This window comes from Streptomyces sp. NPDC021115 (assembly GCF_044333065.1).
Taxonomy (GTDB): domain Bacteria; phylum Actinomycetota; class Actinomycetes; order Streptomycetales; family Streptomycetaceae; genus Streptomyces.
The window spans coordinates 425372-449346 of record NZ_JBIRQF010000002.1; the positions used below are offsets into that span (position 1 = coordinate 425372).

Annotated in this window: 14 protein-coding genes and 1 pseudogene; 3 read left to right on the forward strand and 12 right to left on the reverse strand. The window is 72.3% G+C overall.

All coding sequences use genetic code 11. The annotated features are described in order from the left end of the window. Window positions 1-184: 184 nt before the first annotated feature. Window positions 185-1015, forward strand: coding sequence for a transcriptional regulator (locus tag ACH4TL_RS07570; RefSeq protein WP_398310430.1), 831 nt, complete (start codon window positions 185-187; stop codon window positions 1013-1015). Between the two features lie 307 nt (window positions 1016-1322). On the opposite strand, the gene ACH4TL_RS07575 is transcribed toward ACH4TL_RS07570, so the two are convergent. The 6 genes and pseudogenes from ACH4TL_RS07575 to ACH4TL_RS07600 form a co-directional block, all read right to left on the reverse strand. Beyond that, entirely contained in the window at window positions 1323-2258 is a 936-nt protein-coding gene (locus ACH4TL_RS07575; protein ID WP_398425183.1) for an ornithine cyclodeaminase family protein, read from the reverse strand. Between the two features lie 92 nt (window positions 2259-2350). Then, window positions 2351-3725: pseudogene (locus tag ACH4TL_RS07580) on the reverse strand (CoA transferase); the annotation flags it as partial. A 64-nt stretch (window positions 3726-3789) separates the two neighbouring features. Further along, window positions 3790-4506 (reverse strand): SGNH/GDSL hydrolase family protein, encoded by a 717-nt coding sequence (locus tag ACH4TL_RS07585; protein WP_398310421.1) that lies wholly within the window; start codon window positions 4504-4506, stop codon window positions 3790-3792. After that, window positions 4503-5729, reverse strand: coding sequence for a GDSL-type esterase/lipase family protein (locus ACH4TL_RS07590; protein WP_398310418.1), 1227 nt, complete (start codon window positions 5727-5729; stop codon window positions 4503-4505). The genes ACH4TL_RS07585 and ACH4TL_RS07590 overlap by 4 nt, the downstream gene beginning before the upstream one ends. A gap of 194 nt (window positions 5730-5923) precedes the next feature. Continuing rightward, complete coding sequence (locus ACH4TL_RS07595; RefSeq protein ID WP_398310415.1) at window positions 5924-7234, reverse strand: glucarate dehydratase family protein; 1311 nt, start codon at window positions 7232-7234, stop codon at window positions 5924-5926. Next, window positions 7231-8208: a 5-dehydro-4-deoxyglucarate dehydratase gene (locus tag ACH4TL_RS07600; protein ID WP_398310412.1), complete on the reverse strand. Its 978-nt coding sequence runs from the start codon at window positions 8206-8208 to the stop codon at window positions 7231-7233. The genes ACH4TL_RS07595 and ACH4TL_RS07600 overlap by 4 nt, the downstream gene beginning before the upstream one ends. Before the next feature lie 115 nt (window positions 8209-8323). On the opposite strand from ACH4TL_RS07600, the gene ACH4TL_RS07605 reads away from it, so the two are divergent. After that, window positions 8324-9115, forward strand: a complete 792-nt coding sequence (locus tag ACH4TL_RS07605; RefSeq protein ID WP_398310409.1) for an IclR family transcriptional regulator — start codon at window positions 8324-8326, stop codon at window positions 9113-9115. Between the two features lie 78 nt (window positions 9116-9193). Here the strand turns inward: ACH4TL_RS07605 and ACH4TL_RS07610 are convergent, their stop codons facing one another. The 5 genes from ACH4TL_RS07610 to ACH4TL_RS07630 all read right to left on the reverse strand — a co-directional run bounded on the left by ACH4TL_RS07610 (window position 9194) and on the right by ACH4TL_RS07630 (window position 18727). Further along, window positions 9194-10246, reverse strand: a complete 1053-nt coding sequence (locus tag ACH4TL_RS07610) for a helix-turn-helix transcriptional regulator (RefSeq protein WP_398425185.1) — start codon at window positions 10244-10246, stop codon at window positions 9194-9196. A 50-nt stretch (window positions 10247-10296) separates the two neighbouring features. Next, on the reverse strand, window positions 10297-13995 hold the full coding sequence (locus tag ACH4TL_RS07615; RefSeq protein ID WP_398310403.1) for a S8 family serine peptidase: 3699 nt from the start codon (window positions 13993-13995) through the stop codon (window positions 10297-10299). A 153-nt stretch (window positions 13996-14148) separates the two neighbouring features. Next, a complete protein-coding gene (locus tag ACH4TL_RS07620; RefSeq protein ID WP_398310400.1) occupies window positions 14149-15699 on the reverse strand; it encodes a GMC family oxidoreductase in 1551 nt (516 codons plus the stop codon). Between the two features lie 14 nt (window positions 15700-15713). Beyond that, window positions 15714-17261 (reverse strand): APC family permease, encoded by a 1548-nt coding sequence (locus ACH4TL_RS07625; protein ID WP_398310397.1) that lies wholly within the window; start codon window positions 17259-17261, stop codon window positions 15714-15716. Further along, window positions 17258-18727: an aldehyde dehydrogenase family protein gene (locus tag ACH4TL_RS07630; protein WP_398310392.1), complete on the reverse strand. Its 1470-nt coding sequence runs from the start codon at window positions 18725-18727 to the stop codon at window positions 17258-17260. The genes ACH4TL_RS07625 and ACH4TL_RS07630 overlap by 4 nt, the downstream gene beginning before the upstream one ends. Window positions 18728-19390: 663 nt before the next feature. On the opposite strand from ACH4TL_RS07630, the gene ACH4TL_RS07635 reads away from it, so the two are divergent. Next, entirely contained in the window at window positions 19391-22801 is a 3411-nt protein-coding gene (locus ACH4TL_RS07635) for a hypothetical protein (protein WP_398310389.1), read from the forward strand. A gap of 5 nt (window positions 22802-22806) precedes the next feature. Here ACH4TL_RS07635 and ACH4TL_RS07640 read toward each other — a convergent pair whose 3' ends face one another. Continuing rightward, the gene (locus tag ACH4TL_RS07640) at window positions 22807-23880 is read right to left on the reverse strand and encodes a hypothetical protein (protein ID WP_398310386.1); all 1074 of its coding nucleotides are present in this window, start codon (window positions 23878-23880) and stop codon (window positions 22807-22809) included. Window positions 23881-23975: the final 95 nt, after the last annotated feature.

Consider the following 23975-nt stretch of genomic DNA (forward strand, 5'->3'; position numbering starts at 1 on the left):
TGAGGCGAACCGCCGACACCTCGCCGAGCTGAGGCGCGCCCTCATGCCCCCTATCGGGCTCGCTGCACCCTTGTCAGAGCCTGGTGAGGCTGAGGAGCCCTCCAGTATCCGGCAGCGCGTACAGGACGGTCACGCGCTCTACCAGGCCGACCGGTACACGTCCGTTGCCCGGAAGCTCCCCGGCTTGCTGCGTTCCTCTGAGGCTGCGGTGTCGATCCTTGAGGGTGAAGAGCGGCAACATGCGATGATCGCGCGGTCTCATGCGCTGCTACTTACGGGGAAGTACCTGACGCAGGTGCGGCAGTACGACATGGCCTACTACGCGCTCGCGGAGGCGATCCGGCTTGCCCGTGAGGCGGGGCAAACTCAACTGGCCTCAACGGGGGTTGTGGGGCTGTGTTGGTTGCTGCTCCGGCAAGACCGCTTTGACGAGAGCGAACACCTTGCGGCGCAGACGGCCGCGGAAATCGAACCGCCCATGTCTCGGGCGACACCCGCGCAGCTTGCCGTCTGGGGGGAACTGTGGCTCAGGGCAGCCGCTGCTGCCCGGAGGAACGACCGGCCGAATGAGGCGACTCATGCCCGACGAATGGCGGCTACCGCTGGAGGGGCACTGGAACGAGAACACGCCGATTTCCCGTCGCATTGGGGTGGGTTCGGCCCAGTCACTGTTGAGGCGAAAGCTGTTGAGGATCTGGCCCTCGTCGGTGATGCGCGTGGTGTTCTGCATCGGGCTGACGAAGGCCCGCTCAGCCCCAAGGCGGTGAAGAACTGTGGCCGTTTGAGCGCGAACAACTGGGGACGTCACCGGCTGGACGTTGCCCGTGCTCATGTTCTTCTTGGGTCCCATCAAGGCGCCATGGATGAGCTTGTCGGCCTTCGTGAAACAGGTGACGTGTGGATTACGCACCAGCCCATGGCGCGGTGCGTGATGGGAGACATTCTCAAGGCCCGTAAGCGGACGCTGACGGAAGAGATGCGGAGCATGGCAGCTCATCTTGGCATTGCCGGCTAGCTACTGCGGACGTGCCCCGATTACTCCCCTGGACGACGGACGACGGCAAGCCATGCTTGCTGAGTACGGACGATGAGGGCGGGTACGTGTCTCGACTCGCTGACCAGATGATGGACGTGGTGGACTACATCGACGGCAGCCAGCCGGGACATCTCCCCAAGGAGCCGGTTCGGCTCGCGTTCCTGAGGCCGCCGAACGGCGGCAAGGAGTGGGTCACACGCCCTGAGAACGTGATCTCGCCAATGGAGCCATGGGAGGGAGCAGCGTGATTCGCTTCCTTCGCTGATTCGCCGCTGCGCGCTAATGATCACGCTTGCCGGCTGGGCTGCGTTTGCCGCGCTGCCTCCCACAGCGCGGCAGCGACAGCGACCTCCGTGCCGGCGAGACCGACAGAGCAGAAGATGGTGATCTGGTCAGGGCTGGTACGGCCGGTCGTAGCGCCAGCCAAGACGGCGCCCAGGTCCACCATCCGGTCGGCGGGGAGGACGTGGGGCTCGCTGTAGCCGGCCGCCTGGGCGAGGGAGTCGGTAAGGAGCGCGCCAGCTCGGTCTGCCAAGGCCGCAGGCACTTCATGGCGCGAGACCGTTTTGGGCCCGAGTGTCGTCACATGCGTCCCTGGCGCGATCCAGTCCGCATCCAGCACGGGCGCCGTGCTGTTCGTGGCGATGACCACGACATCGTGATCACGCACTGCTTCCTCCGCAGTAGGCACCGCCCGTACCCTGACCCCCAATTCCTCGGCAGCCCGCTGGGCGAACACTTCCGCGCGTTCTGGTCTGCGGGCCGCCACCGTGGCCTCCTTCACATGCCGCACTGCGCGGATGGCCCACAGCTGTGTCCAGGCATGCGCACCTGCTCCCACCAGCCCGAGCCGTATCGGTCCGGGATTTGCCGCGGTGTCCACCGCTACGGCGCCAATAGCACCGGTTCGCCGGGCGCCCAGCTCATCGCCGTGTACCACGGCCCGGAGTTGACCGCCATCACAGCTCCACAGGGCCACCAGTTGTTCCGCTCCGACGAGGGTGTCGTAAGCGCGGAAGCCGAACAGTTTCTCCGTGCGCAGATGTCCTGCCGTGAACACCAGGTGGCCGTCCCCGAGGTCAGCGTGGACCCGCGGTGGCGCGTGGAGAACGCCTTCATGCGCAGCGATGAGAGCGTCCCGTACGACGCGGATGGCGGTTGGAGCATCGAGGTGAGTGCGTACATCGTCGTCATTCAGCAATAGCACAGGCATTACGTACATCCTTCGCGCGAGGAGTAACAGTAAGAGGCCAGTCTGACGGGGCAGCGCGGGGTGGTCATCCGTCTTCGGCCGGAGACGGGAGCTCCGTCAACCCAGACCGGGGCGTCCGTGCCCCACAAGCCTGGCGGGCGTGCCCAGTTCACCGGGCCCTGCTCGTACGACACCGGCGGCAGCGCGTGCCGCAGTCGGCCCATGGGGCTGTCGGTCTCGGTCAGCCGGCGCCCGGCGTCGAAGCCGTCGTCCTCGCCCGGAGTGGGGGCCAGGTCGTGGACCAGCCAGTGCGCGGTCTGCGTCAGGGCCAGGCGGACCAGCCGAGTGCCGCCCGCGCGGTGCTGCTCGGTGAGCGCACGCAGCACCCCGGCCGCCAGCAGATAGCCGGTGCCGTGGTCGAGCGTCTGGGCGGGCAGTGCGCCGGGCGAGTCCGGTGCGCCCTCCAGCTCGGCGATGCCGGTGGCCACCTGGACCAGGCTGTCGAAGCCGCGCCGCTCGTGCCACGGCCCGTAGCGGCCCCACGCGGACAGCTGGGCGATCACGAGACCCGGACGGCGCCCGGCGAGCGCCTCGGGCGTCAGCCCGAACCGGTCCAGCGCGCCCGGCCGGTAACCGGTGACCACCACGTCCGCCTCGTCGAGCAGCTCCTCGAAGACCCGCGGTCGGTGGTGTCGCCCAGGTCCAGGGTGGCCGAGGGCTTCCCCATCCCCATGTCGTTGTGGGCCTCCTGACTCTCCGGCAGATGCGGGGCGTCGATCCGCAGCACGTCCGCGCCGAGCAGCGCCAGCGTCCGGGTGGCGACCGGCCCGGCGAGCACCCGGGTCAGATCCAGGACGCGCAGCCCCGCGCACGGCAGCGCGGCGTCACCGAGCACCCGGCCCGGGGCGTCGCCGACGCGCGCCGTCGTCAGCAGCGGCTGCCCCGCGACCAGGGCCCCTGCTCGCTCGTGGCCCACTCCTCGGGGCCGCGTGCCGCAACGGCCAGACCGCCCGCCGCGTACACCGTCTCCTCCACCTCCAGGGCGGTACTCCCCGCGATCGCCCTGGCCACCGCGTCCACCGCCTCCTCGCCGGCGTCCCCCGGCACCCCGAGAGCGGCGAGCAGCCGGGTCCGGTGGTGCGGGTAGTTGGCGTGTGTACGGACCCATCCGTCGGCCGCCCGCAAGAACCGGGACAGCGGCGCGAAGGCCGACCACGCCCGCCCGTCGACCCGCACCAGCCGGTCGCTGAGGAACGCGGTCGCCACTGCCTCGTCGTCGACCCGCACTCGGGGGACGGGCCGCCCCGTGCGTACGGAAGTGAGCTCGGCGGCCGCGAGCGAGCACACCGCGACGGTGGCCCGCGCCAGCTCCATGACGGGCAGCCGCGCCGGCAGTCCTCCGGACGGACCGCCGTAGGACACCCGGTCGAGCAGGGAAGTGTCTGCACCCAGTGCCGCCCAAGCCTGCGATGCACCCGCGGAAAGTGGGGAGCTCATCCCGGCACTATGGCACTGAGTGCCACCGATAGGAACCCTGCTGAACGACTGACGGCCGCGGAACTCAGCCGCCGAGCCTGGCGGAGACGAGGGGCGCCAGGCGGTCGGTGACGGTCCGGTGGCCCTGGTCGTTGGGGTGAACGGAGTCGGAGAGGTCGCCGCTGGACAGCCAGCCGGTGGTGTCGACGTAGGAGGCCCGGGCGTCGCCGAAGGCGGTGACGGCGGCCTTGGTCTCGGTGCCGAAGCGGCCGCTGAAGGTGCGCAGGGCGAAGATCCAGGCGCCCGGGTAGGCGGTGCGGACCTTGCGGAGGAGGCTTACGTACGACGCCTGGAACTGCGCCGAACTCACGCCGCGGCCCACGTCGTTGGTGCCGAGGTTGATGACGACGGCGTTCGCCTGGTAGCGGGAGAAGTCCCAGGAGGGCGTGGCGGCGTTGGGGTTGAGCTTGGTGAACTGCTGCTCCAGGCTCATCCGGTCGTCCGCGGTGTCGACGAGCGCGGCGCCGCCCTGGGCGATCTGGGTGTGGTCGGCGCCGAGGCGTTCGCCGATGAGCCAGCCGTAGGCGGTGCGGGCGTTCTGGGAGGTGGTGGTGCCGACGGTGATGGAGTCGCCGACGAACTCGATCAGCTTCTTCGGGGTGGCCGGGGTGAAGGTGGTGGCGCCGCTGTCGAGGGTCAGGCCCTGGAAGACCGCGTCACCGTGGTAACTGCCCGCGATGACCTGGTAGTTGACCTGGAGGGTGTGGTTTCCGGCGGCGAGCGGGGTGGGGGTGAGGTTCACCGTGCCCTTGGCCTCGTCGTAGAAGGTGGCGGGGCCGCCGTCGATGCTGGCCCCAGGTCGATGGCGTTGCGTTGCTTGAGCTTGAGCGTGCGGCCGGTGAAGCCGGTGCGGAAGTAGGCGCCCGCCCAGTACGGGGTGTAGGCGGTGGCGGAGGTCTGGGTGTCCCAGCGGCCGCTGAACTTGATGTTCGGGTCGCCCGGCTGGCCGGGGGCGGCGGCCTTCAGGGCTGCGGAGCCGAGTTTCGCGGAGACGATCGGGGCCAGGCGGTTCGCGAACTTGGTGTGGCCCGCCTCGTTGGGGTGGCCGTTGCCGTCCTCGTAGTCCGTGCCGTCGGTGAGCCAGCCGGTGGTGTCGACGTAACTCACCTTGGCGTCACCCGCCGCGTTGCGCGCGCTCACGGCCGCCTTGGTCTCCGTCAGGTAGCGCTTCTTGAGGGTCTGGACGGCGAAGAGGGAGGCGTTCGGGTACTTGGCGCGGATGTCGCGGAGGAGGGTGGTGTACGCCGACTGGAACTCGGGTCCGGTGACGCCGTGCCCGATGTCGTTCGTGCCCAGGTTGATGACGACGGCGTTGGCCTGGTAGCGGGAGAAGTCCCAGCTCTGGTCGCCGGTGGAGGCCGTCTTGAAGAACTGGGCGGCCAGGCCCACGCAGCCGTCCTTGCCGACCAGGCAGTAGCCCGCGCGGGCGATCTGGGTGTGGCGCATCCCGAGTTGTTCGCCGGTCTTCCAGCCGTACGAGTCGAGCGCGAGCCGGTCGGTGAGGGCACCGGCGGTGATGGAGTCGCCGACGAACTCGATGAGCTTGCCGGGCACGCGCGGGGCGGTGGTGCCCGCGCCCGCGTCGAGGACCAGTCCCTGGAAGACGGTGTCGCCGGAGCGGTAGGACACGCGGAGGGTGTGGTTGCCCTGGGGGAGGGGCGTCGGGGTGAGGTTGACGGTGCCCTTGACGCCCGCGTAGAAGACGTCGGCGCCGCCGTCGACGCTGGCGTAGAAGTTCACCGCGTTCCGGGCCTTGACCTTGACCGTCGTCCCGGTGAACGCGGTCTGGAGGTAGCCGCCGGTCCAGTTGGGGACGGCGGCGGTGGTGGAGCTGAGGTCCCAGCGGCCGGTGTAGACGATGTTCGGGTCGGTCACCGAGCCGTTCCCCAGGGCGCTGGTGGGGGCGGGCGTGGCGGCGTGGGCGGTGCTGAGGCTCAGCCCCAGCACTAACAAAGTCGTGGCCATGACAAACGCTAAGAGTCTGCGCATGGGAGGGGGTCCTCTCGCGGAGGGGGTGGTCCTGGGAGCGCTCCCAGGTGCGGGGTGCGGTCACGATGGAAGCGATGAATCGGTTCAACGTCAAGGTGTGGCGTCAAGGTGCAGTGCGCACGTGGTCCGGGCCGCCCCCTCAGCGGCCCGGACCGGTCCGGAAAAACGGACTACCAGCGCGGAATCGTCGGGGTCACCCACTCGGGGTCGGCCACCCGCATCGCGGCGGCGTCGTCGCGGTCCCGCATCGTGCCGTCGTCGTCCAGCCAGCGCTGGTGCAGTACGGCGAGCCGGTCGCGGTCGAGCTCGACGCCGAGCCCGGGGGCGTCGGAGACGTCGAGACGGCCGTCGCGGAAGGTGAGGCGCTCGGTGATCACGTCCTCGGACTGCCACGGGTAGTGGCTGTCGCACGCGTAGTCCAGGTTGGGCACGGTGGCCGCGACATGGGTCATGGCGGCCAGGCTGATGCCCAGATGGGTGTTGGAGTGCATGGACAGGCCGACGCCGAAGGTGCGGCAGATGGCGGCCAGTTCGCGGGTGTTGCGCAGCCCGCCCCAGTAGTGGTGGTCGGAGAGGACGACCTGCACCGCGCCCTGGGTGAACGCCTCCCGGATCTCCGCGAAGGTGGTCACGCACATGTTGGTGGCCAGCGGGACCCCGGCGGTCCTGGCCACCTCGGCCATCCCTGGCGTACCGCTGGTCGGGTCCTCCAGGTACTCCAGGACGTCCCGCAGCTCCTCCGCCACATGCAGCGACGTGGGCACGGACCAGGCGCCGTTGGGGTCCAGCCGCAACGGCTGGCCGGGGAAGCGCTCGGCCAGCGCGCGGATCGCGGCGATCTCCTGGTCGGGCTCGAAGACGCCGCCCTTGAGCTTGAAGGAGGTGAAGCCGTAGTCGCGGGAGAAGCGCTCGGCCTGGGCGACCACCCCGGCCGGATCGACGGCCGCGTCCCAGTCGTCGGCCTCGCAGGCGACGCCCTCCGGGTGCTCGGCCCAGCGGTAGAAGAGGTACGCGCTGTACTCGACGCGGTCGCGGACCTTGCCGCCGAGCAGCGCGTGCACGGGCAGTCCGGTCGCCTTGCCCCAGGCGTCCAGGCAGGCCACCTCGAAGCCGGACACGATCGACAGGCGCAGCTTGTCCGCCGTCTGGACGCCGCGCAGGCCGCCGACGTCGACCGAGTTCTCGACCCGGGAGGAGTCCACGGCGACCTCGTCGGCCAGGGTGAACAGCCCGTTGAGGTCGGTCACGCTGTGGCCGGGGAGCTTCTCGGCCAGCGGGCGGGCGAGTTCGAGGTACTTGGTGTCGCCGTACGTCTCCCCGATGCCGGTCGTGCCGTTCCCGGTGACCACCTCGATGATCAGCCGCGGGGTGTAGGGCTGGTGGACGCCCTGGGTGTTCAGCAGCGGCGGGTCGGCGACGAGGATGGGCGTCAGCCGTACCTCGGTGATGGTCAGATTCTGCGCCTGCGTCGTCTGCGTCATCGTGCGGCTCCCACGAGTTCGAGTCCGGTGGTCAGAAGGGCGTCGAGGTCGGCCAGGTCGTCCGGTCCCGGGTCGGTGAGCGGTGCGCGCACCGGGCCGACCGGCCGTCCGCGCAGCCGCGCCGCCGCCTTGACCAGCGAGACGGCATAGCCGGGGACGCGGTCGCGCAGCTCGACCAGGGGTACGTAGAAGTCACGCAGCAGCCGCTCCACCGTGGCGTCGTCGCCGTCGCGCTGGGCGGTGAAGAAGGTGCTCGCGATCTCGGGAGCGAAGGCGTGTACGGCCGAGGAGTACGCGGTGATGCCGATGCTGGCGTACGGGCGGGCCTGGACCTCGGCGGTCGCCGCGCCGTTGAAGAACAGGAAGTCGTCCGGCGCGGCCAGCTTCAGGCGCTGGAGCCGGTCCAGATCGCTGTGCCCGTCCTTGAGCCCGATCACGCCCGGGATCGTGACCAGCTCGCGCAGGCCCTCGATGGTGAACGCGACCTGGTCGCGCTGGTACGCGATGAGCGGCAGCCGGGTGCGGGCGGCGATCTGCCGGACCTGTTCGACGAGCCCCGACTGCGGACCCTTGACCAGGTAGTGCGGCAGGACGAGCGCGGCGTCCGCGCCCGCCTCCTCCGCGATCCGGGCGAACCGGGCCGCCTGCGCCCAGCCGTAGCCGATGCCCGCCACGACCGGCAGGCGGCCGTCGGCCTCGCGGACGGCCGCGGTGATGACCTCGCGGTACTCGTCCTCGTCCAGGGAGAAGAACTCCCCCGTGCCGCACGCGGGGAAGATCGCGCCCGGGGCGGTCTCGATCTGCGTCGCGAGGTAGTCGCGGTACGCGGGCAGGTCGAGCGCGGTGTCCCCCTTGCTGCCCTGGTCGCCCTTGCCGCCGGTGAAGCTGGTCAGCGGGAACGAGAGCACGCCGCTCGCCATCCCGTCGCGCAGCCGGGCCGCAGTGGTCGCCGCATCGGCCGTGAGGGCCGTCATGACTCGTCTCCCTATGTAGATGGCGTCTACGTATGAAGATAGAGATTAGGAATGTGCACGCGGGGGCGTCAATAGGCGGGACGTCGGCGGCGTGCCGCGGATTACGATGCGACCCATGGCGGAAACCGGTGGCGTACGCGAAGTGAAGTCGGCGGGCCGCACCGTGCAGCTCCTCGAACTGCTCGCGGCCCGCGGCGACCAGCCCGCCCGGCTCCGGGAGCTGGCCGAGGAACTGGACGTGCCGCGCAGCAGCATGTACGCGCTGCTCCAGACGCTGATCGACCGCGGGTGGGTGCGGACCGATGTGACCGGCTCCCTGTACGGGATCGGCATCCGGGCCCTGCTCACCGGCACCAGCTACCTGGACAGCGACCCTCGGGTGCGGGTCGCGCGGCCCTATCTGGACGAGGCGTCCGACGCGCTCGGCGAGACGATTCACTTCGCGCGGCTGGACGGTGGCGACGTGGTCTACCTCGCCACGCGTGAGTCGCACGAATACCTGCGGCCCTTCAGCCGAGTGGGGCGCCGCCTCCCCTCGTACGCCGGAGCCCTCGGCAAGGCGCTCCTCGCCGAGCGCCCTGACGACGGACTCCCGTTGCCGGACGGCCCCTTGGAACCGCTGACCCCGAAGACCCACCGGGACCGGGCCTCCCTGGTCGCCGACCTGGCGCGCACCAGGGAGCGCGGCTACGCGGTGGACCGCGAGGAGGGCGTCACCGGCATCGTGGGCTTCGGCTTCGCCCTGCGGTACGACGCGCCCGCGGTGGACGCGATCAGCTGCTCGGTGCCGACGGCGCGGCTGGAGGAGGGGCGGGAGGAGCGGATCGTGGCGGTGATGCGGGAGATTCGCGAGAAGATCGAAGCGGTGGCCCCCAGGGCGGGCGGCACGACGCCCCAGTGGCGCTGACGGGGTCCCGACCCCGGGGGCCAAGCCCCCGGCCCCCGAGACCCCCGGGCCCCCGGAACGGCCGGTGGGGGACCGGGGTCAGGTCCAGCCTCGGTGGGCGGCTCGGGCGCCGGCTTGGAAGCGGCCTCGGGCGCCCAGGCGGCGTTGGAGGGCGCTGACGCGGCGGCGCAGGGTGCGCAGGCTGATGCCAAGGTGGCGGGCTATCGCCGCGTCCTTCATGCCCACCGCCAGCAGATCCACCAGGTCGCGGTCCGCTTCGGTGAGGTCTTCGGGGCTCTCGTCGCGTACGCCGCTCAGTGGGGTGGCCTGCTGCCACAGGGTTTCGAAGAGGGTCCGCAGCGCGTCCGTGAGGGCGGAGTGGCGGACGATCACGGCGCAGTAGCCGGGACCCGCGTCCGTGCTGGTCAGTGGGAGCATCGCGCAGCGGCCGTCGACGACCAGGAGCTTCATGGGGACGGTGGGGAGCACCCGGGCCTGTTCGCCGAGGGCGACCATGCCTTCGGCGTAGGCGAGGAGCTGGGGTGTCTCCAGGGAGGAGACGGAGTAGATCGTGCGGTAGGAGACCCCGCGGCGCAGCACCTCGCTCTGGAGGTCCAGTTGCGGGGTGAGCGGCGCGAGGTAGGGCGGGGAGTCGAAGAGGCAGATGTCGTGTTCGGCCCGGGCGTACAGCTCTTCCAGCCGTGCCGCGTTGGCGCCTTCGCCGTGCACCACTTCGATCAGCCCGGACGGTTCGGCCCGCAGCAGCCCGGCCGCGTAGACCTTGGCCAGGTCCTCGGCGGTGGCGGCGAGGAGTTCCGATTCGGTTTCGCGTTTGCGGATGAGGGCCCGTACGGCGATGCGGGGGTCGACGGGACGGAGCCCGCCCGTGGAGTCGGGCGCCTGGAGGAGGCCGAGGCTCAGGAGCCGGGCGCAGCCGCGGCGGATGCGGGAGGGGGAGGTGCGGAGCAGTTCCGCCCAGCCGGTGACGCCCGCGTCGGGCTGGTGGAGGATCGCGTGGTACAGCGTCTCGTCGAAGTCGGAGACCCCTGCCGCGGCCCAGGGGCTCGGGGGCGCGGCAGAGGTCTCGTCGGGTGCGGATGCTGCTCTGCTGTCCACTTCCGGCGGCTCCAGCGTGTCGATGCAACGATTCAAACAACGGCACGCTAGACGGTGTTCGTTACAGCCGAAGGAAGGGTTTCGGCCTACTTCAGGCCATATGCGCGAATGACCGTTTGATCGATTCGGTTGCCGTCGGCATCGGTGGCCTGGACGCGCAGGCCCGTGAAGCCGTTGGTGGCGCCGAGCCGGGGGTGGTCGACGGCGGCCCGGTACGCGGCGCCGGCGCGGGTGAGTTTCACCGCCTTCCAGGTGGCGCCGTCGTCATAGGTCACCCATGCCTTGACGGTGCGTAGCTTGGTGGCCGAAGTGCCCTCCTGGTGGCGCGGGGTGAGGCCGAAGGTGAAGCCGTGTCCGGCCTTGGCGCGGCCGAGCAGGTCGACGCCGAGGTCGTAGTCGAGGGAGAGCAGGGGGAGTGCGGTGGCCTCTGCGGTGTGCGCGGAGGCGAAGTCCCACTGGGTGGTGGTCCTGGTCGAGTACGCCGACCAGTCGGCGGTGCGCCGCGCGTCGACGGTCAGCCGGTAGTCGGCTTTCGCGGCCGGTACGGCGAAGGTGCCCGAGCCGTACGGTGCCTCACCGATCAGCGTGCCGTTCGCGTAGAGGCTGGTCTTCACCGCGTCCACACCGTCCTTGGCCGCGCCCGCCGAGCCGTAGTGTCCGGTGCCCGAGTCGGAGAACTCGGGTACGGCGAGGGTGAGTTGGTCGCCCTCGCGCTGCGAGACGCCGAACTCCGCGGCGGTGGTGGGACGGATGACGGGCGACAGCCAGTTCGCGGTCTCCTTCGTCCCGGGCGCGTAGGTGCGCAGTGGTGTCCACTGCCGTCCACCACCGTCGTAGTCCTGCATGACGGTGCGCCATACGCGGGTGTCGGGGTCGGCGCTGTAGTACTCGGTGCGCTGGGTGCCGAGCGGGATCTCGGACTTCTCCTCCACGGAGAAGAGCTGGTAGGGGCGGTAGGTGTGGGTGGCCTCGGCGCCGAGGTGTCCCTTCCCGGGGCCGTGGTAGCGGGCGGTGACCTTGTGGGTGGTGCGGCTGTTGAGCGGGTACGTCAGGTTCTCGCCGATGGCGTCCCGTTCGGGCAGCACCACGTCGTACAGGTACGGGCTGTTGGCCGTGCCGCCCAGCTCGACGGTCACCTTGGACTTGCCGTCCAGCAGGTCGAGCAGCTTGTCGCCCTCCTCGCCGGGCAGCGACATGACGGGGATGGTCGCGCTGTCGACCGCGGTGATCCACATGCCGAGCGTGGTCTTGCGGTAGACGAGGACGTACGCGGCGCCCGCCTTGGTGGCGTTGATGACCGCCTCGTCGGGCCATCCGTCGGGGGCCAGGCCCACCAGCACGGCCTTGCCCTTGACGTCCAGGCCCTCGAAGTCCTCGGCCGTACCGGCCCCGGCGGACACCACCGGCACCTTCCGCTTGCCGTCGATCTTGACGGGCCAGCCGGTGTACGTGGTCGCGTACTGCGGGTTCAGGGTGACCCGCGCGGGGCTGGTGACGCGCGCGGTCAGCTCCGTCTTCGCCAGCCGCCATCGGCTGTAGAACTCGAAGAAGCCCTCGGTGACCTTCTCGGTCGGCGCCGCGTAGATGTGCTTCTTCCACTTGCCCATGGAGTAGGTCAGGCCGAAGGAGCTGCCGCCCGCCAGCTCCCGGTGCCAGGAGGTCGTCACACCCTGGGGTTCGACGTCCTTCTCGTTCGTCTGTGGCTTGATCTCGACGGCCTTGCGGGCGTCGAGGGTGAGGGAGGTGTCGCCCGTCAGCTCGATCTGCGGATCACCCACGACGCTCGTCGCGACCTCGCGCTTCCCGCTGTCGTAGACCGGGATCCAGGTGGCGAGGGAGTAGGTGCCGGGCGGCAGCTGGAAGGTGTCGGAGCCGCTGACGAAGCCGAACTGGTTCTGGCTCGCGTCGCTGAGCTTCTGGAGGGTGTAGAGCGCAGACCCGGACAACTGCTTGCCCTCGCGGTCCAGCAGCGTGACATCGAGGTCGTAGAGCTTCTCCGCCTTCTCGTAGGCGACGGCCGTGGTCACCTTGACCGTGCCGCCCGCGCCGTCGTCGGCGGTGGCGGTGATGTATCCGGTGTGGCGGCCCGCTGCCGCCTTGGCCGGGTCGACGGTGACCAGGACCTTCACGGCGTCGTTCGCGGGCACGGTCACGGTGTCGGAGCCGAGGGTGAGGGAGCCGCCGTCGACCGAGGACGCCAGCTTCAGCGTCACCGGCTTGTCGGTGGCGTTGGTGTACTTGATGGTCTTGGGGTCGGCCTGGTCGGCGTCGTACGCGTACTGGCCGTAGTTGAGGACCGGGGTCCCGAAGACGTCCTGGGTGGCCGCGCGCGGTACGTCGACCCGGCCGTCGCCCTGGGTGAACGGACCGTCCGACGCCCTGGTCCTGGCCGTGCTGGCCAGCGCGTCCTTGATCTGCTGGCCGGTCCAGTCGGGGTGGACCTCCGCGACGATCGCCGCCGCGCCCGCGACGTGCGGCGTGGCCATCGAGGTGCCGCTCGCCGTGGTGTACAGGTCGTTGACGGGGGTGCCCATGGTCGTACCGGCCGCGCGGGCGGCCGTGATGTTCACACCGGGCGCGGTGATCTCCGGCTTGACCGCGTAGTCCCCGGTGCGCGGCCCACGGCTGGAGAAGGTCGCCCACTTGTCGGACTTGTCGACGGCGCCGACGGTGAGGGCCGAGTCGGCGATGCCGGGGGTCTCCACGGTCCCTTCGAACGGGCCGGAGTTGCCCGCCGCGATCACGAACAGCGCCCCGGAGGACGCCGACAGCTGGTCGACCGCCTCGCTCAGCGGATCCGAGGGGCCGGACGCCGTGCTGCCGAACGACATGGAGACGACCTTGGCGCCGGACGTGGCAGCCCACTCCATGCCCTCGATGATCCACGACGAGTAGCCCTCGCCCGCGTCGTTCAGCACCTTGCCGACCAGCAGCTTCGCGCCCGGTGCCACGCCCTTGTACTTCCCGTCGGACCCGGCGCCGCCGCCCGCGACGGTGTCGGCCACATGGGTGCCGTGGCCGTGGCCGTCCTTGACGCTCTGGTCCGGGACGAAGCTCTTGGAGTCGGCGACCGCGTCCTTGACGTCCGGGTGGGTGGCGTCGATGCCGGTGTCCAGCACGGCGACCTTGACGCCCTTGCCGTCGTGTCCGGCCTTCCACATCTCCGGCGCGCCGATCTGCGGAACGCTGACGTCGAGCGACGCCTTGACCTTGCGGTCCAGCCAGAGCTTCCGTAACCCCTTGTCGTGGCTGACATCGGCCCAGAAGTCGGCCGCGTCGGCCTTCCTGGCGCTGAGCGCCGCGCCGTCCACGCTGCTCAGGGCGAAGGTCTTGCGCGCGCCCTCGGGGGTCGGGTGCGCGCCGTCGGTGCGGTAGGTGGCGATGACCGGGATCGAGCCGGTCTTCCGGTCGTCGTACCCCTGCTTCACGAGCTGGGTGATGTTGAACAGGTCCGCGTCGACGCGGCCCTTGGACAGCAGCCGGAGCGCGTCCACGGGTACGACGCTGACCTCCTTGTCCTGCTGGGTGGTCACGAACTCCGCCGACTCGCGGCCCGGCGCCCGCTGTACCTCCACGGCGTATTTGCCGTCCGGGCCGGTGGTGACGGTGACCGTGTCACCGGTGATCAGGGTGACCGTGTGCTGTTGCGTACGAACCGGCGGGGCGGCCTGTGGCGCCTTCGCGGCGGACCGGGACGGCTGGGCGCCGACCGCCGGGGCGGCCATGGCGGCGGCCACCACCCCGGCGGCGCCCACCACGGCCACGAGGCGACGCAATCTTCGCATCGGCTGGCTTCCTCCCTCATCGCATCCGACTCTCCTGTCGGAAGGTGCGATCAGAGTGGTCGCCGGGGGTGTGCGGGCTCAAGGGAATCCTGTGGCCGCGCGGTGCCAACGCCTTGATTGGCCAGGGGAGTTACCACCGGTGGGCGAGATGCCTCACGGCCGGGGGTGCTTGATCATGTCGGCACACTTCTCGCCGATCATCATCGTCGTGATGCACGGATTGACCGCCACCAGATGCGGCATCGCCGAGCCGTCGGCCACCCGCAGGCCGCCCACGCCCTTGACCCGTAGCCGCGGGTCGAGCGGGGCGGTGGCGTCGTCGGGGGCGCCCATCTTCACCGTGCAGGACGGGTGGTAGACGGTGTTGTGGGTGTCGCGGATGTAGGCGAACAGCTCGTCGTCGGTGTCCACGTCGGGGCCGGGGGCGAGTTCGGCGCCCGCCCAGAGGGCGAGGGCGGGGCGGGCGGCGATGTTGCGGGCCAGCCGCAGGCCGTGGATCATCACGCGGACGTCGTGGTCGTGGGTGAAGTAGCGGGGGTCGACCCTCGGCTTGTCGCGGAAGTCGCGGGTGCGCAGCCGTACGGTGCCGGTGGAGCGGGCGCGGGTGACGTTCGGGGTGAGACAGAAGGCGTTCTCGGACGTCGGATAGCCGCGCCGGTAGGTGTTCAGATCGAACGGCACCGAGCCGTAGTGGAACATCAGGTCGGGCCGGTCCAGATCCGGTTCGGTGGCGGCGAAGATGCCGATCTCCCACCACTGGGTGGAGCTGCGCACCATGGGCTGTTCGGCGTTCCACATGATGACGCCCTCGGGGTGGTCCTGGAGGTTCTCGCCGACCCCGGGGGAGTCCACGATCACCTCCACGCCCACCTCGCGCAGCTGGTCAGCGGGCCCGATGCCGGAAAGCATCAGCAGCTTCGGGGTGTCGATGGCGCCGCAGGAGACGACGACCTCGCGCCGCGCGTGCACGGTGTGGGTGTGGATGAGGTCGGGGGCGAGGTAGTCCACGCCGATGCAGCGCCGGTCCGCGTCCAGCAGCAGCCGCTTGGCCTGGAGCCCGGTGCGTACGGACAGATTGGGGCGGCCGGACATGACCGGGTGGAGGTAGGCGACGGAAGCCGAGCAACGGGTGCCGTCCTCGCGGGCGTTGATCTGGAACCAGTGGGCGCCGCGCACCACCGTCCGGCCGGTGTTGAACGGCGTGAGTGGGATGCCCGCCTCCTCGCACGCGGCCAGCAGCGCCCGCCCGCACGGGTCGTGGGGCGGCACGGTGCGCAGGGTGACGGGGCCGCCCCGGCCGTGGTGGTCCCCGGGCGCGTCGTTGTTCTCCAGCCGCCGGAACAGTGGGAACGTCTCCTCGGCGCTCCATCCCGTACAGCCGGTCCCTGCCCATTCGTCCAGGTCCTCGGCGGGCGCCCAGAAGGCGATGCAGGAGTTGTGGGACGAGCAGCCGCCCAGCACCCGGGCGCGGGCGTGGCGCAGGAAGCTGTTGCCCTTCTTCTGCGGCTCGACGGGATAGTCCCAGTCGTAGCCGGACTCCAGCAGCGCCATCCACCGGTCCAGCCGCAGGACGTTGTCGTCGCCGACGTCCGAGGGGCCCGCCTCCAGCAGGCACACCGTCACCGACGGGTCCTCACTCAGCCGCGCCGCGACGACCGACCCGGCCGTACCGCCACCCACCACCACGTAGTCGAATTCGTCCACGGGCCTGTCCTCCCTCACGGGGTGGCGGCGTGCTCGGCGAGTACGCCGGTGTGTCTGCGCTGCACGAACCAGTAGTAGGCGAAGCCGCCGAGCGCGACCACGCAGATGAACAGGACCGCGCCCCAGCGCAGATACCAGTGCTGCGGCCCGGTCGCGTTGTAGACCTGGGCGCGCGGCCAGGCGAGGTTGACGGACATCGCGAGGCCCCACAGCACGGCCAGCGCGTTGACCGGCACACCGAGGCGGCCCAGCGAGAAGCGGCCCGCGGCCGGTTGCCACCGCCCCCGCAGCCGCCGTACCAGCATGGGCACGGTGACCAGCAGATACGCCATGTAGATCATGATGATCGCGATGCTGGTGACGACCGAGAAGATCTGCGGCTGGTTGATGTTGATGACCAGGATCGCGATCGCCACCAGGCCGATGAGGATCGCCGGGAGCACCGGGGTCTGGAAGCGCGGATGGACATGGGCGAGCCGGGAGCCGCCGGGCAGGTTGTTGTCCCGCGCCATGGCGAACATCAGCCGGATGCTGGCGGTGTGCACGGCCAGCGCGCACACCGTGATGGCGATCACCACGCACCACAGCATGATCTCGCCCATGGTGTGCCCGAGGGTGGACAGCACCACGTATTGCAGCCCGTCCACCGCCAGCTGTTTCGCGTGCAGATTCCCCACCGCCATCAGCGCGAACAGCAGGATGAGCCCGCCGATGAGGAACGACGCGATCAGCGCCCGCAGGATCGCGCGCGGCGCGTTGCGGCCCGGGTCCACGGACTCCTCGCCGAGTGACGACGCCGTGTCGAAGCCGTACATGACGTACGCGGAGGCCAACGAGGCGGTGAGGAACGCGCCGAAGTAGCCCAGCGACTGCCCCTCGCCGCGGCCGAAGGTGTCCGTCACGACGGCCGGGCCGCGGGTGAGGTGCGCGGCCAGCAGCAGGATCAGCACGATCGCGGCGATCAGCTCGATGGCCACCCCGGCCGAGTTGATACGGGCCATCAGCTTCACCCCGAACCCGTTCACCAGGGTGGTGAACAGGACCAGGATCGAACCCAGCACGACGGCGTTGGCCGCCCGCTCCGTGCCGCTGCTGCCGTCGCCGACGAACTGGAACCACGAGGAGATCTGCGGAAGCGTGATCTGGTACGCGAGCGCCACCGCCGCCAGCGACACCATCGAGGCGGTCATCATCATCCAGCCGCCCAGCCAGCCGACATGCGGGCCGCCCAGCAGCTTGGACCAGTTGTACACCGACCCTGCCACCGGATAGCGCCCGGCCAGCTCGCAGAAGCACAGCGCCACCATCAGCTGGCCGAGGAACACCATCGGCCACGACCACCAGTACGCCGGGCCGCCGTGTGTCACACCGAAGTAGAACAGCTGGAAGGTGCCGGTCAGGATGGAGATGTAGCTGATCCCGGCGGCGAAGGTGTGGAAGTTGCCGAGCGTGCGCTTGAGTTCTGGCCGGTAGCCGAGTTCGGCGAGCGACGAGTCGTCGTCGTGTGCCGTGTCCTTGCGGCGGCCGTGGCGGTGTGGTTCGGGCGGATCGGCCCCCGTCATACGAACCACCGCAGCGGGCGGGGCGCGGTGTTCCGCCAGATGTGCTTGGCCTCCTGGTACTCGTGCAGCCCCGCCGGGCCCAGCTCACGGCCGATGCCGGACTGCTTCATCCCGCCCCATTCGGCCTGCGGGACGTACGGATGGAAGTCGTTGATCCAGACCGTTCCGGCGCGCAGCCGCGACGCCACCCGGTGCGCCTTCTCCGCGTCCTGCGTCCACACCGCGCCCGCCAGCCCGTACACCGTGTCGTTGGCGAGCGCCACCGCCTCGTCCTCGTCCCGGAACCGCTCCACCGTGAGCACCGGGCCGAAGGACTCCTCCTGCACCACCGTCATGTCCGGGGTGCAGTCGTCCAGCACCGTCGGCAGGTAGTAGTGGCCGCCCGCGAGCGACGGTTCGTCGGGCGGCGCCCCGCCGCAGCGCAGCACCGCGCCCTCGTCCAGCCCCGCCGCCACGTACGACGCCACCTTGTCGCGGTGCGCCGCCGAGATCAGCGGTCCGGTGCGGGCGTCCTCGTCGAACGGGCCACCGAGCCGGATCGCCCGGGCGCGGGCCACCACCTCGTCCACGAACGCGTCGTGCAGCTGCTCCTGCACCAGCAGCCGGGCACCCGCCGAACACACCTGCCCGGAGTGCAGGAACACCGCCGTGAGCGCGTAGTCCACGGCCGTGTCGAAATCGGAGTCGGTGAACACGATGTTGGGGTTCTTGCCGCCCAGCTCCAGGGCGATCTTCTTGACTGTCGGCGCGGCCGCCGCCATGATCCACCGGCCGGTCACCACGCCGCCGGTGAAGGACACCATGTCCACCCGCTCGTCCGTGACCAGCGGCGCGCCCGCCGTCGACCCGGCCCCCAGGACCAGATTCGCCGCCCCCGGCGGCACGCCCGCCTCCGTGAGCAGCCGCAGCAGCCCGATCGCGGTGTGCGGGGTCAGCTCGCTGGGCTTGAGGACGAACGTGTTCCCGGCGGCCAGCGCGGGCGCCACCTTCCAGGCCGTCTGGAGCAGGGGGTAGTTCCACGGTGTGATCAGGGCACACACCCCGACCGGCTCGTGCACCACCTTGCTGTCGATCTCCGGGCTGCCCGTGTCCAGCACCCGGTCCGTGCCACCGGTGGCGACCAGATGGCCGAAGTAGCGGAAGCACCCCGCGATGTCGTCGAGGTCGTACTCACTCTCCACCAGGCGTTTGCCGGTGTCCAGGGACTCGGCGCGGGCCAGATCCGCCTTGTCGCGCTCCAGCAGGTCCGCGACGCGCAACAGCAGCCGCCCGCGCTCGGCGGCCGGAGTGCCCGGCCACGGCCCGCGGTCGAACGCGTCCCGCGCCGCCGCGACCGCCGCGGCCACGTCCTTCGGCCCGGCCTCGTCCACCGCGGCCACCAGGGACCCGTCCGCCGGGCAGCGGATCTCCCGGGTGTTTCCGTCGAGGGCGGCGGTCCACTCTCCGCCGATGAACAGCTCCGGCATGAGCACCCCCTCTTCCTGGGGCTCGGTTCTCCGCCAGCTACCGCTGGGAGGTGCCTCTCGGCGGACCCGAGCCCGGGCGGGCGGCCGACGCACGGGGTCCCGTACGGCCGGTCCACAAACCGAGCGTAAGCGCCCCGGGGCGCCCCCGCACGACGTACGCCCGCCCGCTGGGCCTCCCGGGCACGCCGCCCCCGGCGCCGCGGGCCTGGCCCTGGCGTTGCGGTCCGGGTCCTGGCGCGAGGGGCGCCGCGTCCGATCGGGCCCGCCCCGGCCACCTGGGCGGTGCCTCCAGGGCGCGCCGGACCATCCCGCTCTGCTCCGACCTGAAGACGTGAGGCCGCGGATTCCGCATCCCGTCCGGCCGTTGGCCGGACGTTGTGGCGCCACTCCGTGCCGGGCAGCCTCCGGCCACTCGGGCGTGCCTCCGGGGTGTGCCGGAGCGTCCGGTCCCGGCATGGGCGTTGGGCCTCCTGCCCGGCCCCTGCCCGGGGGCACCCGCCTCCAGCCGCTCCGGGGGTGCCCGGCCTTCCGGGCGGGGTCCCGCGCGGGGGCGTGGCTGGGGGCCGCGTTCGTTCGGCTCCTGGCCGGGGGCCGGGGGCGGAAGCCCACTGTTCGGGAAGGGGCGGGGTGGGGGAGAACGACCCGGCGGGGAGAATCCTCCGCATGGTGTACGACCCCGACGCGCCGCGCGTCCTCGCCGACGAACTGATCGCCGCCCTCGACCCCCTGCCGTATCCGCGGCGCATGCGGGAGCTGGCCGGATGGGTGCGGGCGGCCAGTGCGCAAGGGCGGCTGGCCGTGGTCATCGGCGAGTTGGCCGGGCGCGGGGCGTACGAGCGGCGGCTGGCCGCCGCCGCGGCGGCCATCGGCGGGCGGACCGGCCATCTGGAGGCGCGGCTCGCCGACCCCGACCCCCTGGTACGGGGCCACGCCCTGCGGGTCCGGGTCGGGGACGAGGCGCTGGAGGCGGCGTTCGAGGACGCGCCCGCCTCCGTACGGCGCCAACTCGTCCGGACCGTCGTCGCCCAGCACCGCACCGCCCTCGCCGACCGGCTCGTCGACCCGCTGCGGGAGCGCTGGGGCGACGCCGAGGCGGCGCGGCTGCTGCCCGGCTGCGGGGCGGACACCGCCGTACGGCTGCTGCCCGCGCTGTTCCACGCGATCGGCAGCTGGCGGCCGCTGACCGCCCGCCACCCCGCCGCCGTCCTCGACGAGGCCGAACGGCAGCTGACCGCCCTGCCCGTGGCGCTGCGCGCCGGCTGGTGGACGCGGTACGCGCCCGGCGTGGCGCTCGCCGCCCGGGCCGAACCGCACCGCGTACTGGACCTGCTGGAGCGGCGCTGCCACAGCCCGCTGCCCCCACCCCTGCGGCACCGGCTGGGCACCCTGGTGGCCGCCGACCCCGGCCGCACGCTCGATCTGCTGCTCACGCCCGAGCACATACACCTGGTGCGCGGCCGCGGTCTGGAACGGGCCGTGCTGCGCCGCCTCGTGGCGGCCGACCCGCCCGAACTCGACGCCCTGGGCCGCGCCCTGGCCCACTACGACGAGGCCATGGCGCGGCTGCTGACCGCCCTGCCGCCCGCCCGCCGCGCCGCCTTCTTCGACGCCGCCACCGCCGAACGGGACCGCGCCCACGCCGTCCTGGCCCCCGCCGTCCTCGACGCGCTGCCCCGCGCGGCCCGCCACGCGGAGGCGCGCCGGATGGCCGAGCAGGCGCGCGAGCGCGGCGCGCACTGGGCCACGGTCCTCGAAGCGGTCGCGTATCTGCCGGTCGAGGAGGCGCACGACGAGCTGCTGGCGGCCACCCGCCGCCCCGCCGCCGACGACCGCGCCACCGCCTACCCGCTGCTGATCCGCAACGCCGCCCGCTCCGGCGACCCGGACGCCGTCACCGCGCTGCTGCGGCAGCTGGAGGGGCTGCGCAACGAGCCGGACCCGGTGCGCCACGCCGCGCTCGACGCGCTCGCCGCCCTATCGCCCGCGCTCTTCACCGACGACGCGGCCGAACCCCTGGACCGGGTCGCCACCGACGCCATCCAGGCCCGTGACTCCTCCACCGCCACCCGTCGCGCGCTGCGCCGCCTCGCCGTCGCCCTGCTGCGCGAACACGCCGTCACCGGGCGGCGCGAACTGCTCGGCTGGGGCCTGCGTACCGTCACCCGGCTCGCGGGCAGCGTCGGCGCCGCCGACCTCGGCCGCCTCGACCACCAGTTGCGGCGCGGCCAGGAACACACCGTCGTGGAGGCGCTGCGCCCCTGGCTGGAGGCGGGCGCCGAACGCGTCGACCACGAGCTGACGTTCGCCCTCGTCCGCTCCCTCGGTCGGCGCGCCCACACCCTGCCGGAGCTTCAGGAACTGCTGGGCCAGGCCATCGCGTTCGGGCGTGGCGAAACCGCCCGCACCGCGATCGCCCTGTGGCTGGAGCCGCCCCGCGAACGGGACGCCCGGGTGGCCGAACTCCTCGCCCAGGAGCCCTCGGCCGCCGTCCTGCCGCCGGTCCTCGCGGTGCTGACCCGGCGCCGCACCGATCTGCTCGACCTGGTGCTCGGCGACACCCCGCCGTACGGCCGCTTCCTCACCCACGGCACCCACTGGACCCCGCCCACCGGCCGCGACTCCGTCCGCTGGCTGCCCCGGCAACAGGTCGCCGCGGCACGCCTGTTGGCGAAGGCCGCCGCCGACACCGCCCTGCCGACGGACGAACGCGCTTCGGCCGTCGCCCGCGCCGCGCCGCTCGACGAGGGCGGCGCGCCCGTCGTCCGGACGTGGGCGGCCGCCGATGACGTGGCGCTCGCCGAGGCCGCGCTCGCCGCCCTGCCCCGCACCCGCCGCCCCGGGGACGCCCTGCCCCTGCTGCTCGCCCACGCGGGCGGCGACCGGGCGCGGGTGGCGGTGTACGCGGCGGCCGCGGCCGCCCGGCATGTCCCGCCGTCCCGGCTGGACCGGCTCATCCGCGGCGTCCTCGCGCCCGACGGCGTCGCCACCGCCGTACCGTCCGTCCCGGCCAAGGTCACCAGCCGCAAGGAGGCCGTCCGGCTCGCCGCCACCCACCTCCCCGTCCCCGACGCCGCCACCCTGCTCGCCGACGCCCAGGGGCTCCCCGGCCAGCACCCCGACGTACAGGCCGTCTGCGTCCGCTTCGCCGCCCGGCTGCTCGGCACCAAACGCGCCTGGGAACTGCTGACCGCCGCCGCGGGCGGGCGCCGCGAACTGCGCCACGCAGTTCTGCGCGCCCGCCCGCTCGACCTCCCCGAACTCCACCGCGAGCGCTACGCCCAGCTCATCCGCGTCGTCTGCGACACCGAGGACCCCGAGGTGGCCGCCTCCGGCCACGCCGCGCTCGCCCGCTGGTCGCCGTGGGCGCCGGACGCGGCCGCGCTGCTGGTCGCGGCCGTCACCGACCTCGGCAACCGGGCGAACTGGCGGTCCGCCGCCGACGCCCTCCTCGCCCTCATGGCCACCGCGCCCGACGGCGCTGCCGAGGACAACCCGCTCGCCTGGGCGCTGGCCGCCCTCGTCACCGCCGACGCCCGGACCGGCATGCCCGACGCCGAACCGGACCGCGACCGGCCCGCCCGCCAGCGCGTACGCCATCTGGCCGATCGACTCGCCCAGCACGGGCGGATGCGGCCACGGGAGATGCGGCGCCACGCGCTCGGCGCCGCCGAACTGCTCGCCGGATACGAGACGTTCGTCCCCGAGGCCGCCCAGGTCCTCGTCCAGGCCCTCGACCTGGATGCCCGGCCGACGGCCCTGACCGCCGCGCTCGCCCGCCTCGCCCGGCTGCACACCTCCCGCCCCGTGCTCGCCGCCCGCACTGCCGACCTGCTGCGGAACCGGCTCGACGCCGCCTCCCGGCCGGGCGGCGGCGAGGCGTTGCTGCGCGCCGCCTGGCAGCTGGAGGAGGACGGCGGCCACGCCGCCGGGCTGTTCGCCGCGGTGCTCACGGGCATCGGCGGCCCCCGTACGGCATGGGCGGAGCCCTGGCGGGAACGGGTGCGGGGCCTGCGGCAGCATCCGCACCCCGATGTGCGGGACGCGGCGCTGCGGCTGACGACGGCGGGGGAGTAGGGGTGTCAGCCGTCCTCGCGCCAGGCGGCGTCCGCGTAGTCGTACCCGTACGCGGGACGGCCCTTGACGCCGCTGGTGCGGAACGGCGCGCCCCCGTCGTCGATCCGCACCGTCCCTGAGCGGTCCCCGCTCGTCCACTCCAGCTCCAGGTACCAGCTGCAGTCGCAGCCCGTCGTACGGGCGTTGACCAGCAGGACCTCGGGGTCGGACGCGGAGACCCGGTACGGGAAGCGGACGGCGGGGATCGGCGTGCCCTCGTCGTTGCCGTCGGTGGGGCGCGCCTGCGGGCGCGCGGCGTCCAGGTCGACGGCGAAGGCGCGCGGGGTGAGGGAGCCCCCGCAGCCGTTGTTCATGGCGAACGACGACCACGCGAGCGGCGTGCGGCGCCCCACCACCCGTACGTGCAGGGCGCGCAGCACCACCGCGGACTCCTTCGCCCGGCCCCGGACCGTCACCTCGACGTTGGTGGTCCCGCCGTGCACCGCGCCGTGGGCGGCGGCCCAGGCCGGGGCGTCCTGCTCGGTGGGCGGCGGGGCGACGCGGGTGGGCGGCCGGTCGATGAGGTAGCGGTGGTCGCAGCCGTTCTCCCAGACGTGGGAGCGGGTGCTGAGGGTGAGGGGCAGCCGGGCGGATGTCCTGGTGCGCGGCGCGCCGCTCGACCGCGGCCCGCCGCCGTTCTCCTGCCGCTCCAGGCTGCCGCGGGCGGTGGCCCCTGCGGTGGGCGGACGCGTCGCGGGCGCCTCGGGCGCCGTCGAGGTCGCCGCGGGCGGGGCGGCGGTGTCGCGCCGCGGTCCGCCGCCGCCGGACGACGAGCGCACCTCGACGGCCGTGACGGCGAGCACGAGGACGGCGGCCGCGCCAGCCACCAGGGCCCACGGCCGCGCGGGCCACCTACCCCGCCCCGCCCCACCGGACGCCACCCCGCCCGGCGCCGCGTCGCCCGCGACGGCCCGTAACCGCCCCCGCCCCGGCCCGCCCGTGCCGCCGTCGGTCCGCCGCACCTTCGCCAACCGCCGCGCCCGAGCCGCCGCCGCGTCCGGGGCGGCGTACCTCTCGACCTCGTCGTCGGGTCTGCCCATCGGCCCCATCCCCATCCCCGTCCCCCTCCTCCGTACCGCTGGAACGTTCTGGGCGCGTTCCAGGAGGGCGTCATCCCCCCAAGTCAGCGTACGTG

What these genes read in the sequence shown, in the direction of transcription:
- ACH4TL_RS07630 (WP_398310392.1), bottom strand. Translation starts at nt 18,727, where the DNA reads ATGCCGGAGCTGTTCATCGGCGGAGAGTGGACCGCCGCCCTCGACGGA.
- ACH4TL_RS07605 (WP_398310409.1), top strand. Translation starts at nt 8,324, where the DNA reads ATGGCGGAAACCGGTGGCGTACGCGAAGTGAAGTCGGCGGGCCGCACC.
- ACH4TL_RS07640 (WP_398310386.1), bottom strand. Translation starts at nt 23,880, where the DNA reads ATGGGCAGACCCGACGACGAGGTCGAGAGGTACGCCGCCCCGGACGCG.
- ACH4TL_RS07600 (WP_398310412.1), bottom strand. Translation starts at nt 8,208, where the DNA reads ATGACGGCCCTCACGGCCGATGCGGCGACCACTGCGGCCCGGCTGCGC.
- ACH4TL_RS07590 (WP_398310418.1), bottom strand. Translation starts at nt 5,729, where the DNA reads ATGGCCACGACTTTGTTAGTGCTGGGGCTGAGCCTCAGCACCGCCCAC.
- ACH4TL_RS07615 (WP_398310403.1), bottom strand. Translation starts at nt 13,995, where the DNA reads ATGCGAAGATTGCGTCGCCTCGTGGCCGTGGTGGGCGCCGCCGGGGTG.
- ACH4TL_RS07625 (WP_398310397.1), bottom strand. Translation starts at nt 17,261, where the DNA reads ATGACGGGGGCCGATCCGCCCGAACCACACCGCCACGGCCGCCGCAAG.
- ACH4TL_RS07575 (WP_398425183.1), bottom strand. Translation starts at nt 2,258, where the DNA reads ATGTACGTAATGCCTGTGCTATTGCTGAATGACGACGATGTACGCACT.
- ACH4TL_RS07595 (WP_398310415.1), bottom strand. Translation starts at nt 7,234, where the DNA reads ATGACGCAGACGACGCAGGCGCAGAATCTGACCATCACCGAGGTACGG.
- ACH4TL_RS07635 (WP_398310389.1), top strand. Translation starts at nt 19,391, where the DNA reads ATGGTGTACGACCCCGACGCGCCGCGCGTCCTCGCCGACGAACTGATC.